Annotated in this window: 15 protein-coding genes; 1 reads left to right on the plus strand and 14 read right to left on the minus strand. The window is 59.6% G+C overall.

The genetic code is table 11. The annotated features are described in order from the left end of the window. Positions 1-18: 18 nt before the first annotated feature. From AC07X4_RS13460 to AC07X4_RS13500, 9 genes are all read right to left on the minus strand, one after another. On the minus strand, positions 19-1074 hold the full coding sequence (locus tag AC07X4_RS13460; protein WP_494740343.1) for a glycosyltransferase: 1056 nt from the start codon (positions 1072-1074) through the stop codon (positions 19-21). Next, positions 1067-1669, minus strand: coding sequence for an acyltransferase (locus AC07X4_RS13465; protein WP_494740344.1), 603 nt, complete (start codon positions 1667-1669; stop codon positions 1067-1069). The genes AC07X4_RS13460 and AC07X4_RS13465 overlap by 8 nt, the downstream gene beginning before the upstream one ends. Beyond that, positions 1653-2885 carry a lipopolysaccharide biosynthesis protein gene (locus AC07X4_RS13470; protein ID WP_494740345.1) on the minus strand — a complete coding sequence of 411 codons (1233 nt, stop codon included), beginning with the start codon at positions 2883-2885 and terminating at the stop codon, positions 1653-1655. The genes AC07X4_RS13465 and AC07X4_RS13470 overlap by 17 nt, the downstream gene beginning before the upstream one ends. A gap of 285 nt (positions 2886-3170) precedes the next feature. Beyond that, the gene (locus tag AC07X4_RS13475) at positions 3171-4259 is read right to left on the minus strand and encodes a DegT/DnrJ/EryC1/StrS family aminotransferase (RefSeq protein ID WP_056061424.1); all 1089 of its coding nucleotides are present in this window, start codon (positions 4257-4259) and stop codon (positions 3171-3173) included. A 4-nt stretch (positions 4260-4263) separates the two neighbouring features. Continuing rightward, the gene (locus AC07X4_RS13480; protein WP_494740346.1) at positions 4264-4848 is read right to left on the minus strand and encodes an acyltransferase; all 585 of its coding nucleotides are present in this window, start codon (positions 4846-4848) and stop codon (positions 4264-4266) included. A 10-nt stretch (positions 4849-4858) separates the two neighbouring features. Then, positions 4859-5809, minus strand: coding sequence for a Gfo/Idh/MocA family oxidoreductase (locus tag AC07X4_RS13485; protein WP_494740347.1), 951 nt, complete (start codon positions 5807-5809; stop codon positions 4859-4861). A 4-nt stretch (positions 5810-5813) separates the two neighbouring features. Beyond that, on the minus strand, positions 5814-7118 hold the full coding sequence (locus AC07X4_RS13490; RefSeq protein ID WP_056061434.1) for a nucleotide sugar dehydrogenase: 1305 nt from the start codon (positions 7116-7118) through the stop codon (positions 5814-5816). Continuing rightward, entirely contained in the window at positions 7112-9028 is a 1917-nt protein-coding gene (locus AC07X4_RS13495) for a polysaccharide biosynthesis protein (RefSeq protein WP_494740348.1), read from the minus strand. Before AC07X4_RS13495 ends, AC07X4_RS13490 begins: the two co-directional genes overlap by 7 nt. A 58-nt stretch (positions 9029-9086) precedes the next feature. Then, positions 9087-9728 (minus strand): LON peptidase substrate-binding domain-containing protein, encoded by a 642-nt coding sequence (locus AC07X4_RS13500; RefSeq protein ID WP_494740349.1) that lies wholly within the window; start codon positions 9726-9728, stop codon positions 9087-9089. A 79-nt stretch (positions 9729-9807) separates the two neighbouring features. Between AC07X4_RS13500 and AC07X4_RS13505 the strand changes: the two genes are divergently transcribed. Continuing rightward, positions 9808-10359, plus strand: coding sequence for a YggT family protein (locus AC07X4_RS13505; RefSeq protein WP_494740350.1), 552 nt, complete (start codon positions 9808-9810; stop codon positions 10357-10359). Between the two features lie 107 nt (positions 10360-10466). On the opposite strand, the gene accD is transcribed toward AC07X4_RS13505, so the two are convergent. From accD to AC07X4_RS13530, 5 genes are all read right to left on the minus strand, one after another. Next, positions 10467-11339, minus strand: a complete 873-nt coding sequence (accD, locus tag AC07X4_RS13510; RefSeq protein ID WP_015013229.1) for an acetyl-CoA carboxylase, carboxyltransferase subunit beta — start codon at positions 11337-11339, stop codon at positions 10467-10469. Between the two features lie 115 nt (positions 11340-11454). Further along, on the minus strand, positions 11455-12264 hold the full coding sequence (gene trpA, locus AC07X4_RS13515; protein ID WP_494740351.1) for a tryptophan synthase subunit alpha: 810 nt from the start codon (positions 12262-12264) through the stop codon (positions 11455-11457). Beyond that, a complete protein-coding gene (trpB, locus tag AC07X4_RS13520; protein WP_494740352.1) occupies positions 12265-13548 on the minus strand; it encodes a tryptophan synthase subunit beta in 1284 nt (427 codons plus the stop codon). Further along, positions 13526-14326, minus strand: a complete 801-nt coding sequence (locus AC07X4_RS13525) for a phosphoribosylanthranilate isomerase (protein WP_494740353.1) — start codon at positions 14324-14326, stop codon at positions 13526-13528. Before AC07X4_RS13525 ends, trpB begins: the two co-directional genes overlap by 23 nt. Then, on the minus strand, positions 14323-14771 hold a 449-nt coding region (locus AC07X4_RS13530; protein ID WP_494740354.1), incomplete at its 5' end, for a tRNA pseudouridine synthase A. The genes AC07X4_RS13525 and AC07X4_RS13530, both read right to left, overlap by 4 nt.

Consider the following 14771-nt stretch of genomic DNA (forward strand, 5'->3'; position numbering starts at 1 on the left):
CAGCAGTTGCTTGGACGCTTAAACCATGAGCTTTCGGTAGAGCTGGTCGATACTGTCCATTTGCGTCTTGCGGTCGCCGTCCCGAGCTATGCGCTCGACGTTGCGCTCGCCGGTCTTGCGAGCCTGCGCATCATCGCTGGCAAGCCGAAGCAAAACTCGGGCTAGAGCTGATACATCGCCGGCGGGCACCAGCAGCTCGGGGTCTATCCACTGCCGATTGGCAGGTAAATCGCTGGCCACCACGGCTAGTCCACAGGCCATACTCTCGAGCATGGCCACAGAGGTCGCATCGCTTATGGGCACGGATATGGAAATCTTACAGCGCGCCAGTACGGCAGCCATGCCCGCATCGTCTAGGCGGCCATGGAAAATTACGTTCTGCGCTAGTCCATGTGCATGCACCTTTGAGCGCAGTGCTGGTTCGAGTGAGCCTCCGCCGAGCAGGTGGAGGCGCATGGGTACGTCAAGTAACTGAACGCACAGAATTGCGAAGGCATCGATTAGCGTGCTTATCTGATAATTTGGTTCCCAGGCCCTCAGACTTACGATATGCAGGCAATCCTTGCTTTCCCAGGGCGCTGGGGAAAAGCGTGTGCGATCTACGCCCCAGTGGACTTCGTGCACTGGGGCCCGCGGGTGGTACTGCAGTGCGGCTTCTACAAGGTCGATCGAGTCGCCTGTGATGAGGTCGGCGCGGCGCAGGGTCCAGCCGGTGAGCCAACGCATCCACGGGCGGGTATGTGGCGTGACGAGCAGGTCGCTACCCCAGGCTGTCATCACCAACGGATGGTGGGCGCAGCGCGCAGCCAAGTAACCGTAGGATGTGACATAGTGGGCGTGCACGATGTTGGGTGACAGTTCATTCACATAGCGGCGCGCTGCGGATGCGCGTAGCAGCCAGTCGGTTGGACGCTGAACCGGCGGTAGGATGTATTGCTCCACGCCATCAAGCGGCTCGGGGCGTGCCGTGATGAGAGAGACACGCCAGCCGCGCGCGCGCATTTCCAGCGCCCAGCGTCGGGTGTGCGGGCTGCTGGCGTCGCCCAGCAGGCATAGGTGGCGGCGGTCAGTCATGCACCGGCTCCGCCAGAGGTAACTCACCAGCCCAGGCTGCGTAGTGCGATGCCAGTTCGGGGTGCCGCTCAAGCAGCTGGGCGTCACCTAGTCGGACGTCACCGATGACGCGGGCAGGCGAGCCGGCCAATATGGCGAAATCCGGCACATGACCGCGAATGCGGGAATGGGCGCAAACTACCACGCCCTTGCCGATGTGGCTGCCTGCCTCGACCACGCTGTGCGGGCCAATGAAGCTGTAGGCGCCGATGACGATGGGCGAGCGCACATAACCGGGTGCCGTGCCCTCGTAGCTTGCATAGGCCCTGCCGAGCAGCCGAATGCTACGGTGCGAGCTGTGCGTGACAATGCTGACGAAGTTGGTGATCTGTACGCCTTCCCCAATGCGCAGCCCGGCAGTAGCGTCTAGGAAGTTGAACTGACCTATGAACACATGGTCGGCCAGTTCCAGCCCAGCTTCTCCCTCGATGCAGGTGCTGGGGGCTATGCGGGTTTGGGGTAGGTAAGGGCCAGCGCGGCCTTGCTCGCCGAACACCATGCGGAAAAAGAGCTGCCGCCAGAGCCAGCGGCGCAAGCGGTTAAGAAAGGCTCTCATGGGGAATGTCGCTCCAGGTGGCAAGGGCCTGGAGATAGTAAAGGAAGTACGTAGCCATAGCGGCAGAGACACCCCAGGCCGCACCAGCAAGTCCTCCCCAGTGGAGGCCTGTGGCCAGCCCGACGAAGAACAGGATCTGTCCTACGAGGGAGATCCGTAACGCCCAGGGCTGGGCGTGCCAAGCCAGTGTTACTACTGAGAGCGGAGAAGCAATGAAGTGCAGGCCTATGTAAATGCCCAAGCCGCTGGCCAGCGTGCCAGCATCACTCCATTGCGTACCGAAAACCCAGGTGAACAAACCGGGCCCCCAGAAAAGCAGGACGGCTGTCAGCGGCGCTGCCAAGAGGGTCAGCACCGCAATGGTGCGGCGCACCAAACCCCGCGCTTCGGCCGCGCTGCGTGCCTGCAGTAGCTGCGGGTAGAGCGTCTGCGATAACGCGCTCCCCAGCAACGTGGCGGGGGCCTTCAGGTAGCGCAGCGCCAGAGCCCAGAAGCCGGCAGCCGCATCTCCGGCCCAGGCAGCGATGAGCAGAAGGGTTAGCGTGTCTTGGAGCGCACCAATGAAAGCGTGCGGTGTGTTGTAAAGCGGAAAGTTTCGGTGACGTGTTGCCATGGCCTTAATACGGGTCAGCGGTTGACTCCTCAGCCGCCGCCAGCCACCCTGCGGAGCTGGCCTTGCTAGCAGCCAGGCGGAGCACAAGCCTGCAACGATGGGGCCCAGCATCAGTCCCACAGGCCCTACCTTGAGTAGGCCCAGCAACATCTGTAGCAAGGTCCCCCCTCCTTGTTGCAACAGGCGTGCCCACGTAAGTAGACTGAAGCGCTGCGTCCGCGTGCTCCAGAGCGTAAGCCACTGGGTTGCTCCAATGCTCAGCACGCCTGCGGGCACTAGCCAGGCCAAGGGCATGTCCCGCCAGAAAACCAGCAGAACTGCCACGGGCGCTGATACCACTGTGGCGGCGAACAACAAGCGCGCACACAGTGCCATCAGTAGGGCGGCGCCGCGTGGAGTTTTTTCGAGTGGTAACGCGAACTCGTAACGCACACAGGCCATCACGGCCAAGTTGGTGACCACTGCCCAGAGCAGTGCGTACTGACCGAAGTCTTCAGGCGTGTAAAGCCGTGTGAGGAATGGCCCGAGCAAGATGGGTAGTGCGTGAGCAAGCACGCTGCCTGTCAGCAGCATGAGCGTAGCGCGCAGCAAGCCTTTTTTCATAGTGGGGGCACATCAGTGGCTTGGTGTTCTTGCACTTGTGGAGTGATAAATTGCGTGGTCAAAACGCTTCGTCCGGTTAGCTAGTCAAAATTACTTTGCGTCGGAAGTTGGGGCGTGCAGACGATGACGCTTATTCACGGTAGGTTGCAGCATTTCAAATTCGATGCAGCTGAACTACCGCTGAATATGTTCAGTGCGCTTAAATGTTGCGATCAGATATCTTGCATTAGTAACGATCCTTCCAGGGAGATTTTGTCGCACATTTTGTTCGTATATATTTAGCGCTTACATTGCACGCACCAATGCTTGAGCAATCAGGTCTATGCTGGCATTATCCAGATATGGGTGTATGGGGAGGCTGATCACTTTTTTCGCTACGTTGTCCCCAACGGGTAGAGAGGCATTGGTATCTGCTACCGCTGGTTGCTGGTTCAGCGGTATGGGGTAATGCACCACAGTGGGTATGCCTGCTTGCCGCATTCGTTCTTGTGCTTGTTCGCGGTGGTGCACTTGCACGGTGTATTGAGCCCAGGCGCTTTGGTTCTCCTCCTCGACGTGTGGAGTGCTGGTGATGCCGGCGTGGTTCAACAGCTGTGTGTAACGCTTGGCTGCTTGTTGGCGTGCAGCAACTTCTTCATCTAGGATGGCTAGCTTGGATAGCAAGACAGCGGCTTGCAGTGTGTCCAGCCGACTATTAACGCCTACTCGGACATGGTGATAGCGACGGTCTTGGCCGTGGCGGGCGATCTGGCGGATGATCTTTGCCAACTCGTCGTCGTTGGTGAAGATGGCACCACCGTCGCCATAGCAGCCTAAGGGCTTGCTAGGGAAGAAGCTGGTGCAGGAAATGGGGGTGAGGTTGCAGCTTTTGCGACCTTTGTAGGTAGCACCAAAGCTTTGAGCCGCGTCTTCCACGACGGTAACGCCATGTTTTTGAGCGATCGCGTTGATGGCGTCGTAGTCAGCACATTGACCGTACAGGCTGACGGGGATGATCGCTTTGGTACGCGGGGTGATAGCTGCTTCTAGCAGGGCAGGATTCAGGTTGTAGGTGCGCGGGTCGATGTCCACGTACACGGGCTTTGCGCGCAGAAGCGCTGCGGTCTCAGCAGTGGCAATGTACGTGAATCCGGGGGTGATGACTTCGTCGCCAGGGCCAATGCCTAGTGCCATCTGAGCGATTTGCAGCGCGTCGGTGCCATTGGCGACGGTGATGCAGTGTTTGGCGCCGGTGTAGGCGGTCAGCTTTTCTTCCAGCTCGGCCACTTCGGGCCCTAATATGTACTGGCCGTGCGCAAGCACGCGGGCCATGGCGGCGTCGATCTCGCTTTTGATGCGCGCCTGCTGGGCCTTGAGGTCGACGAAATCAATCATTAATCTATATAGAGAGTTTGGTAATTGTTTGATCGTGGAGCACATAGCGAGCCCCTGTATGTGGGCAGGTGGCTTCGCCGTAGCCCGCCAGGGGGAGCGCAAGTTGCTCACCAAATTCACTTATCCACCCAATCTGCAGTGCGGGTACGCCTACTACCAGTGCGTAGGCCGGCACATCTTTGTTAACCACGGCGCCAGCGCCCACAAAAGCGTATTCGCCAATAGTGGTGCCACATACGATGGTGCAGTTGGCACCCAGGGTGGCGCCATGTTTGACCCGTGTATTGCGGTATTGGCTTTTGCGTTCAACGAATGCGCGAGGGTTGTGTACGTTGGTGAACACCATGCTCGGCCCGCAAAACACACCATCTTCGAGAGTTACGTTGTCGTACACGCTGACGTTGTTCTGGATCTTGCAGTGGTCGCCAATCACCACCCGGTTGCCCACAAAAACGTTCTGGCCCAGCGAAACGCCTTTACCGATGCGCGCACCGCCGCAGATGTGCACCCAGTGCCAGATGCGGGAGCCCTCTCCAATGACTGCGCCTTCATCCACGATGGCGCTGGGGTGGATGGTGGTTGCGTTCATTGCGGTGCTCTCATCGGGACAACTTGATCACGAACGGATGCACTTCGCCGGGGCCGCCGACCCGTGGCGTGGAAGTGCGGATGCTGTGCACCGTTTCTATGCAGTGGCGTGCGTCTTTCAGGCCATAGCCATTGCCTGCCAAAATTTCCTGGTAGCTGATCGTGTGCAGGTCGGTAAAACCTTCCGAGAATTCCAACGGCTCGCCGCTGACATCAATGTTGCGGTAGGTGGCTTTTTTTCCTTGAACGCTGGCGGGTAGATCGCTTGCGTCGACGGAGAGAAACCAACGCACCCGAGCGCCTTGGTATTCAAGATATCCACCAGCTTTTGTCTCACTGAGGTAGTGCACGCGGTTGTACTGGAGTGGACCGAAAATGAAGTGCAGCATGTCGAAGAAATGCACCCCGATGTTGGTGGCAACCCCGAACGATTTGCGTGGATCACCCTTCCAACTCGTGGCGTACCATTTGCCACGTGAGGTGATGTAGGTTAGGTCCACATCGAACTTGGTGTTTAGTGGGGCTGCAGACACCTTGTTGCGCAGCTGAACAATCGCCTCATGGTGGCGCAGTTGCAGGATGTTGAAAACGCGCTGGCCGGTCTCGCGTTCCACACACGCTAGTTCGTCCACCAGTGCGGGCGTGGGGACCAGTGGCTTTTCGCAAATAACGTCGCAGCCTAGGCGCAAGCCTGCGGCAATGTGAGCGTGGTGTAGATGATTGGGGGAGCACACCACCACATAGTCCAGCGCTTGATGGGGTCGGCGGCGCAACGTCTGTGCGTGCTCGTAAAAGCACTCGAAGTCGGTGAAAAAATCAGCCTCAGGGGCCAGACTGTCGATAATGCCGACCGAGTCGTTGACATCAAAGGCTGCAGTTAAACAGTTGCCTGTGTCTTTGATGGCACGCATGTGGCGCGGGGCGATGTAGCCAGCGGCACCAATTAGTGCAAAGTTTTTCATGGGCTCAAAGTCGGTAGACGGTAAATCCTGCTTGTTTCAGCTCCTCGCGGTCATATAGTGACTTGATGTCAGCAATAACCGGCTTAGGATGGCGGCAGTAAGAGCGAAGCTGCTTGGCGCTCAAGGAGCGGTAGCTATTGTGTCCGACCGCAACGACAAGAGCGTCCACGGGATGGTCTTCGTCCACTATGCCCAGAGTCAGCTGGTATTCATGCTGAACCTCGGCCGCGTCGGCAATAGGGTCCGAAATGACCACCTCCACGCCCCAGGCTTTCAATTCGTTGACTAGGTCTACAACCTTGCTATTGCGAATATCTGGGCAGTTTTCCTTGAATGTGATGCCCATTACGCCAATCTTGCAGCGTGGAGCGTCCATGCTTGCCCGCAGCATTATTTTGATGATGTTGTGCGCCGCATAGCCAGCCATGTTGTCGTTGATGCGGCGGCCCGCCAGAATTATTTGTGGGTGATAACCCACTTGTTCAGCTTTATAGGTCAGATAGTAGGGATCTACACCGATGCAATGCCCGCCAACCAAGCCAGGCCGAAAAGGGACAAAGTTCCATTTGCTGCCCGCAGCTTCGAGCACTTCGAGCGTGTCAACCTCTAGGCGGTCGAACAATATCGAAAGCTCGTTCATCAAAGCGATGTTCAAGTCACGCTGCGTGTTCTCGATGACTTTGGCGGCTTCTGCCACCTTGATGCTGCGCGCTTTGTACGTGCCTGCCGTGATTATGCGACTGTAGAGTTGATCAACAGCCGCTGCGGCTTCGGGCGTGCTGCCACTGGTGATCTTGCGGATGCGCGTGAGTGTGTTGACCTTGTCACCCGGGTTGACGCGCTCCGGGCTGTAGCCACAGAAAAAATCGTGATTGAAGCGCAGTCCAGAAGATTCCTCCAGCACTGGCACACAGATTTCTTCGGTGACACCCGGGTAGACCGTTGACTCAAAAATCACCAAGGCGCCCGGGCGCATGGCGTGCCCTACGGTCTGACTCGCTTTGATCAACATCGACAAGTCGGGGCGCTTGGCATCGTCCACAGGCGTTGGGACTGTCACGATGTAGATATTGCAGCCTTCTAGATCTTTTGGACTTGAGCTGTATTGCAATTGCGTGGCAGCCTGCATTTGCTGCGCGCTTGTTTCTTGCGTTCGGTCGTAATCTGATTGCAGCTCAAGGATGCGTGGTTGGTGGACATCGAAACCTACGACCGGAAAATGCTTGCCAAACTCGACGGCTAGTGGCAAGCCCACGTAACCAAGACCGATGATGGCAATTCGGGGCTTTGTCGCGATAGAGGTCAGCATTGTGTTTTCACTAGATCTGGTTTGTAGCCTCTCACCAGCAAAGAGAGCGAGCGCTTCAGTGCTGCCTCGTCATTCGCATTGGCGGCTTCTTGTAGCGGCTGCAAGGCGGCTTGCAACTCCGACCACGGGCAGAATTCCTCGCGCGCACGCCTGATGCGCGGATGTGTGGTGGCGAGTGGGTTGTCACCGATAAGCAGTTCTTCATACAGTTTTTCACCAGGGCGTAGTCCAGTGAACTCTATGGCTATATCGCCCTGTGGGTGCTCTGCATCGCGCACTGTCAAGCCGGACAGAGCTACCATTCGCCTTGCCACATCAAGGATACGGATGGGTTCTCCCATGTCTAGGAGGAATAGATCACCGCCTTCCGCCATGGCGCCAGCCTGCAGCACAAGCTGCGCTGCCTCGGAAATGGTCATGAAATAGCGTGTCACCTCGGGATGGGTGACAGTCAGTGGGCCACCCGTCGTGATCTGGCGCCTGAAAAGGGGAATCACGCTACCGCTGGACCCCAGCACATTCCCAAAACGCACCATGGAGAGGCGCGTTGGACAGGACCAAGTGACGACTCCTTCCGGCAATACCTTGTCAAACGGCGGCAACTTACTGGCGGTGATGGCTTGCAGCACTTGCTCAGCCACGCGCTTGCTTGCTCCCATTACGTTTGTGGGGCGCACTGCCTTGTCAGTGGAAACAAGCACAAAGTTGCGCGCGCCATATTCAAGGGCTATTCGTACCATGTTGAGCGTTCCAAAGACGTTGTTCAGCACGCCTTCCCCTGCGTTAGCCTCCACCATAGGAACGTGCTTGTAGGCAGCTGCATGGTAAATTGAATCGGGTCGGTGTTTGCGGCAGATGTCAGCAATACGATGCGGGTTGACCACGCTGGCCAGCAGCGGCACCAGTTCGCACGTGTGGGTACCTTGATCGCGCAGCGCCTGCAGCTCGTGATGGACGGCATAAAGCGCGTATTCGCTGTGTTCCACAAGTAACAGCTTCGCAGGACCTTCGTTAACAATTTGGCGGCACAGTTCGCTCCCGATACTGCCTCCGGCCCCCGTGACAAGCACCACCTGACCAGCAAGACCGTTTCCAAGCAGATCGAGTAGGGGGGCTACAGACTCGCGCCCCAGCAGGTCTTCGATGTCCAACTCCTGGAAATCTGTCACGCTCACCCGACCACTGGCTAGATCGGACAGGCCTGGTAGTGTGCGCACGCGCACAGCCGCACTGCCAAGGCTTTGAATGATTTCATGTCTTCGCTGACGTGTGGTGCTGGGAAGCGCCAGTAGCACGTCAGTGACCTTAAGCTGTTGGATCAGCTCAGGCAAATTGTTGGGACTGCTCACGCGCACGCCGTTGATGGTGCTGCCGGCCTTATTGGGGTCATCGTCCAAGAATCCCATCAGCTGATATTGCCGCATGTTCTGCATGGCGGCAGCAGTTTGCGCGCCTGCGCTGCCGGCCCCATAAATCAGCAACCGATGAGACGTATTGCGCGGCTTGCCGGCCAGCCAGAACCAGCCCAGTGCGCGGCTGGAGCCCACCATCAAGAGCAAAATTATCGGTTGTAGTACGCCAACACTACGCGGCACCCCTTCCCATTGAGCTACCATCAAAATACTGAACAGTAAGGCTCCGTAGAGCGCTACGGCTCGTCCTGTGGTGATGAGCGCCGCAATTCCGGTATAGCGAAAGATAGCTCTATACAAGCCAGCGCGAATGAAGACGGGTAGCGCCAATGTCGGCCCCAAGCCATAAACCAACCATTGGAGCCCGGTGGGCCAATGTGGTGAATCTAGTCGCAGACTAAAAGCCAGCCACATGGCAATGAGGCTCGCGCAAAGGTCCAAGCTCACCACAAAAAACCGCTTGGCGGACCGTGGCCAAGAGAGGATGGCGCTTCGCATGGGGGTACTTAATGGCATGGATGATGGCGTTGCTTACGCGTTAGCAAGTGGCGCATGTTCATCGAGACTGCGCGATCCCCGTCCTCTCCAGCACATCCCCCACCAGTTCCAGGCGGACCAGGGGGTTGTCCAGCTCCATCAACCGCTGTTTCAGCTCCAGTGGCACTGGCAGCAGTTCGCACCATCGGTTCGCCACCCAGCCGCAATCGTCCAGTTGTGCTGCAGTGGGGGTGACCAAGTGGGGCATGTCTGGGTCGCGTACCTGCAGCGTGTGCAAGACCTGCGCCAATGCAGTTGACGCCTTTTTGAGATCGTCTGGAACCGGTACTGTCAGATCCTGTTCGACGTGATCGACGTCAGCAATCCAAAGGCCGTGCTGCAGGTGATGGCGTTGAGTGATGCGAAAACGCTGGCTACCACGGCATAACAGGGTGACCAGTCCGGGCTGGGGTGTCTCCAATTGCTCGATGATGGCCAGGGTACCGATGTCGTTGAAGCGTTCTTCTAGCGCTCCAGCTTGGCGCACTTCCTGGCCTTGGGTGAGTGCAACCACGCCGAAGGGGGCGCCTGTCCGGTGGCACTTGCGCACCATGTCCAGGTAGCGCACCTCAAACACCCTCAGAGCTAGCACTCCGTCCGGGAACAAGACAGAGCCCAGGGGGAAAAGCGGCAGGGACGACAAGGTGAGGGGTGGGGTCATGGGCGCGTGGATGCCTTCGCCCGCTATCATCCCATGACACCGTCGGCTTTTGCTGCACACCATTGTTTTTGTCTCATCCATGCTCTATCAGATCGCCTCTTTCCTGCTCGATGTTGTTGGCGGCTTGCTGACCGGAGCCTGCCTTTTGCGGCTGTACATGCAGTGGCAGCGGGTGCCGTTCTCCAACCCGGTCGGTGGGTTGGTGTTTGCGTTGTCCGACTGGCTGATCATGCCGCTGCGACGGGTGATCCCCCCTGCGGGGCGCTGGGATGTGTCCAGTCTGGTGGCTGCGATGCTGGTGCAGCTGGTGCAGTACGCGTTGTTGACCTTGCTGCTGGGTGCTGGCTCGGCATGGCCGTGGTTGCCCTGGCTGGCCTTGTTCGGGCTGCTGCGCGTGGCGGTCTCGGGGCTGATCGGCCTGCTGATTGTCTATGCCGTCCTGTCCTGGGTGCAGGGTGGCCGTTCACCGCTGGCGGATGTGATCGCGCGCCTGTGTGAACCCGTGTTGCGTCCTTTTCGGCGCGTCATTCCGCTGATGGGCGGCTTCGACCTGTCGCCATTGGTGGCGCTGGTGGCGCTGCAGGTCGTGATGATTGTTCTGGGTCATTTGCAGGCCAGTGTGATGCGTTAAGCATCCCAAAGGCCCGATGCGCTAGCCAAATATGCTCTGTTTGCTATTGAAAATATATCAATGGCGTGGTGAGGCCTCACTCAGTCCCCTTTTCGGGGACCGGGTATTTACATCACCGCGTCAGCAGGCAGTCGTTGCAGCATGGCCAAACTGCTGGCCACGGTGTTGCGCAGTTCGCGGCGGTCGCAGATGAAGTCCACCGCGCCCTTGGTTTGCAGGAACTCTGCACGCTGGAAGCCCTCGGGCAGGGTCACACGCACGGTGGATTCGATCACGCGCGGGCCAGCAAAGCCGATCAGCGCCTTGGGCTCGGCAATCACGATGTCGCCCACAAAGGCAAAACCTGCGCTCACGCCACCCATGGTGGGGTCGGTCAGCACACTGATGTAGGGCAGGCCCTTCTTGGCCAAGCGGGTCAGCGCTGCGTTGGTCTTGGCCATCTGCATGAGCGACAGCAGGCCTTCCTGCATGCGGGCGCCGCCGGTGGCGGTAAAGCAGATGAAGGGTACCTTTTGCTCGATGGCGGTTTCCACGCCACGCACAAATCGCTCGCCCACCACGGAGCCCATGGAGCCGCCCATGAAGTCGAACTCGAAGCAGGCGGCGACGACGTTGATGCTCTTGACCGCGCCGCCCATCACGATGAGGGCGTCGGTCTCGCCGGTGTTCTCCAGGGCTTCCTTCAGGCGCTCGGGGTACTTGCGGCTGTCCTTGAACTTGAGCGCGTCTACGGGCAGCACTTCCTGGCCGATTTCGTAGCGGCCTTCAGCATCCAGAAATGCGTCCAGTCGGGCGCGCGCACCGATGCGGTGGTGGTGGCTGCAGTGGGGGCACACATTCTGGTTGTGCTCCAGGTCGGCCTTGTAGAGCACCGTTTCGCAGCTCGGGCACTTGATCCACAGGCCTTCGGGCACCTGACGGCGCTCGGTGGGGTCGGTTTGCTGGATTTTGGCGGGCAGAAGTTTTTCGAGCCAGGACATGGTGTTCTCCTCTTCAGTGGCGCGTCCTGCTGCATAGCCTGTAGGCGTTTGCGGGGCAGGCCGGGTGTGAATCTGTCGGCGCACCCCACAGGATGCGCCGGGCTGCATTATGCGACTAGGCGTCCAGGGCCTTGCGGATGCCACGCAGGAAGTCGATGGTCAGGGGCACCACCTTGGCGTGCTCCTGGTCTTCAATCAACTGGATGATGCGGCTGCCGATGACCACGGCATCGGCCACCTTGCCAATGGCCTGGGCGGTGGCTGCGTCGCGGATGCCAAAGCCCACACCCACCGGGATGGTCACATGCTGGCGGATGCGGGGCAGCATCTGCTCCACGGCCGCCGTATCCAGCGCGCCGGAGCCGGTCACGCCCTTGAGCGACACGTAGTACACATAGCCGCTGGCTACGCGCGCCACCTGGGCCATGCGTTCGTCCGTGCTGGTGGGAGCCAGCAGGAAGATCAGGTCCATGCCGTGCGCGCGCAGGCTGGCAGCAAAAGCTTCGCATTCTTCGGGCGGGTAGTCCACGATGAGCACGCCGTCCACGCCCGCAGCGGCAGAGTCGCGCACAAACGCACCTTGGCCGTGCTTCTGGTCGTAGCGTTCCACAGGGTTGGCATAGCCCATCAACACCACTGGCGTGGTGCTGTTGCGCTTGCGGAACTCACGCACATGGTCGAGCACCTGCACCATGCCAATGCCCAGGCTGAGGGCTTTTTCACCCGCCTTCTGGATCACCGGGCCATCGGCCATGGGGTCGGAAAAGGGCACGCCCAGCTCGATCACGTCGGCACCGGCCTCGACCATGCCGTGCATGAGCGCGGGGGTGATGTCGGCGAACGGGAAACCGGCGGTCACATAAGGAATCAGCGCCTTGCGGCCCTGTGCTTGCAGGGCAGAAAAGGTGGATGCGATACGGCTCATTTATTTCACCACCTTGATGGGTTGCTCGCCGCCCTTGACGGACTGCCCCTGGCAGCTGGGTCGGCAGTAAAAGTCGGCGCCACTGAGATCGGCCACAGTACCAATGTCCTTGTCGCCCCGGCCCGAGAGGTTGACCAGGATCGACTGGTCTGGGCGCATGGTTTTGGCCAGCTTCATGGCGTAGGCCACGGCGTGACTGGATTCGAGTGCGGGGATGATGCCCTCGGTGCGGCACAGGTAGTGGAAGGCGTCCAGCGCTTCCTGGTCGGTGATGCCTACGTATTCGGCGCGGCCGATTTCCTGCAACCAGGCGTGCTCCGGGCCCACGCCGGGGTAGTCCAGGCCTGCGCTGATGCTATGGGTTTCGGTGATCTGGCCGTTGTCATCCTGCAGGATGAAGGTGCGGTTGCCGTGCAGTACACCCGCGCTGCCCTTTTGCAACGATGCCGAGTGTTTGCCCGACTCCAGGCCTTCGCCCGCAGCCTCCACGCCGATGAGGCGCGTTTTCTCGAAAGGGATGTAAGGGTGAAAGATGCCCATGGCATTGCTGCCACCACCCACGCACGCGATAACCGCATCGGGTTGGTCGCCCAGCACCTTTTGCTCGGCCAGCATGCTGGGCATTTGCTCAATGCATTCCTTGCCGATCACGCTCTGGAAGTCGCGCACCATCATGGGGTAGGGGTGCGGGCCCGCCACCGTGCCGATGATGTAGAAGGTGTTGTCCACGTTCGCCACCCAGTCGCGCATGGCGTCGTTCAGGGCGTCCTTCAAGGTCTTGCTGCCAGACTCCACGGGCACCACCGTAGCGCCCAGCAGTTTCATGCGGTACACGTTGGGGCTTTGGCGCTTCACGTCTTCGGCACCCATGTAAACAACGCATTCGAGCCCGTAGCGCGCGCAGATGGTGGCAGTGGCCACGCCGTGCTGGCCTGCACCCGTCTCGGCAATCACGCGGGGCTTGCCCATGCGCTTGGCCAGCATGGCTTGGCCGATCACGTTGTTGATCTTGTGCGCGCCTGTGTGGTTCAGGTCTTCGCGCTTGAGGTAGATCTGTGCGCCACCCATCTCGCGGCTGGTGCGCGCTGCATGGTAGATGGGGGAGGGGCGACCGACGAAGTGCTTGAGTTCGTAATGGAATTCGGCCAGAAATTCAGGGTCGTTCTGGTAGCGCGCGTAAGCCTCGCGCAGCTCCTGGATGGCGTGGGTCAGCGTTTCGCTGACGAAGCTGCCGCCATACTGGCCGAAATGGCCGGAAGCATCAGGTTGCTGATAGGAATTCATGGGGGTTCTTTGCAAGTTGTGCATCGGCCGCACGCACGGCGGCAACGAAGCGTTGGATCTTCACGGCGTCCTTGATGCCCTTGACGGGTTTGCCATCAGGACCATCGGCTTCGACGCCGGAACTGACATCAACCGCCAGCGAGAGACCCCGCGGGCGGACTTGCAAAATGCCATCGGTCACGTTTGCAGGCGTGAGTCCACCAGACAAAACGAGGTGAGAGCTGACGCTTGGTGGAAGGAGTGACCAATTGAATGCCTTGCCGCTGCCGCCAAACCCTTCGACATGGGCGTCGAGCAGGATGGCTTGGGCGTGAGAGTAATCGAGGGCGTATTTTACGAGGTCAAACTGCGCCGCTCCATCACCGAGGGGAATTCGGGCGGCTCGCAGGTAGGGGCGTGCCCCCTGGTGGGTGGCCGCCATGCAGTCCTGTGGCGTCTCATCACCATGGAATTGCACTGTAGCGCCAGCAATCATTGCACTGGCTGCTATTACATTAGGAGTGGATTCATTCACGAACAGCAGCACGGGCGTGACAAACGGCGGCAGGCGCCGTGCCAACTGCGCGGCCCGCCGGGGGGTGACCGACCGTGGGCTGGGGGCGTAGAGCACAAAACCCACCGCATCGGCGCCCGCAGCCACAGCTGCATCCACGTCTTCCTCGCGGGTCAGCCCGCAGATCTTGATGCGGGTGCGTACGTTGGCAGACGCCTGGAAAGGGGCGTGGAGGCGTTGACTGACGGCGGGGGCCGTTGTGGTCGGTGTAGTGGCCTGGTTCATGGAAGCCAATCATACGCAGCCGTGCGCTGGGGTAGCCCCCAGGCGGCGTCGTAGACGGGCCCTTGAAAGTACAACCCGTCTGGCGAGAATGTCGGCGCAGCCACCTTGCGGGACTGGGCTGCCAGCACCTCGGCCATCCATTCGGGAGGCTGCGTGCCCTGGCCGATGGTGATCAGGCAGCCCATGATGTTGCGGATCATGTGGTGCAAGAAGGCGTTGGCTTCGAATTCAAAACGCCAGTAACAGGGGCTCCAGCCCAGTTCGGGGTGCGGTGTGTCCGCCCCCCGTCGCACGATGTCGATGCGTTGCAAGGTCTTGACCGGGGTCTTGGCCTGGCAGGCGGACGCGCGAAACGAGGTGAAATCATGCTCGCCGATCAGGTAGTCGGCCGCCTGCCGCATGGCGTCATGGTCTAACGAGTGAAATACCCCCCCCCCCCCCCCCG

The organism is Acidovorax sp. GW460-11-11-14-LB4, from assembly GCF_059423685.1.

Bases quoted from the DNA above. Each gene is read 5' to 3' on its own strand.
- AC07X4_RS13460 (WP_494740343.1), bottom strand. From the start codon at position 1,074: ATGACTGACCGCCGCCACCTATGCCTGCTGGGCGACGCCAGCAGCCCG.
- AC07X4_RS13465 (WP_494740344.1), bottom strand. From the start codon at position 1,669: ATGAGAGCCTTTCTTAACCGCTTGCGCCGCTGGCTCTGGCGGCAGCTC.
- AC07X4_RS13470 (WP_494740345.1), bottom strand. From the start codon at position 2,885: ATGAAAAAAGGCTTGCTGCGCGCTACGCTCATGCTGCTGACAGGCAGC.
- AC07X4_RS13475 (WP_056061424.1), bottom strand. From the start codon at position 4,259: ATGATTGATTTCGTCGACCTCAAGGCCCAGCAGGCGCGCATCAAAAGC.
- AC07X4_RS13480 (WP_494740346.1), bottom strand. From the start codon at position 4,848: ATGAACGCAACCACCATCCACCCCAGCGCCATCGTGGATGAAGGCGCA.
- AC07X4_RS13485 (WP_494740347.1), bottom strand. From the start codon at position 5,809: ATGAAAAACTTTGCACTAATTGGTGCCGCTGGCTACATCGCCCCGCGC.
- AC07X4_RS13490 (WP_056061434.1), bottom strand. From the start codon at position 7,118: ATGCTGACCTCTATCGCGACAAAGCCCCGAATTGCCATCATCGGTCTT.
- AC07X4_RS13495 (WP_494740348.1), bottom strand. From the start codon at position 9,028: ATGCGAAGCGCCATCCTCTCTTGGCCACGGTCCGCCAAGCGGTTTTTT.
- AC07X4_RS13500 (WP_494740349.1), bottom strand. From the start codon at position 9,728: ATGACCCCACCCCTCACCTTGTCGTCCCTGCCGCTTTTCCCCCTGGGC.
- AC07X4_RS13505 (WP_494740350.1), top strand. From the start codon at position 9,808: ATGCTCTATCAGATCGCCTCTTTCCTGCTCGATGTTGTTGGCGGCTTG.
- accD (WP_015013229.1), bottom strand. From the start codon at position 11,339: ATGTCCTGGCTCGAAAAACTTCTGCCCGCCAAAATCCAGCAAACCGAC.
- trpA (WP_494740351.1), bottom strand. From the start codon at position 12,264: ATGAGCCGTATCGCATCCACCTTTTCTGCCCTGCAAGCACAGGGCCGC.
- trpB (WP_494740352.1), bottom strand. From the start codon at position 13,548: ATGAATTCCTATCAGCAACCTGATGCTTCCGGCCATTTCGGCCAGTAT.
- AC07X4_RS13525 (WP_494740353.1), bottom strand. From the start codon at position 14,326: ATGAACCAGGCCACTACACCGACCACAACGGCCCCCGCCGTCAGTCAA.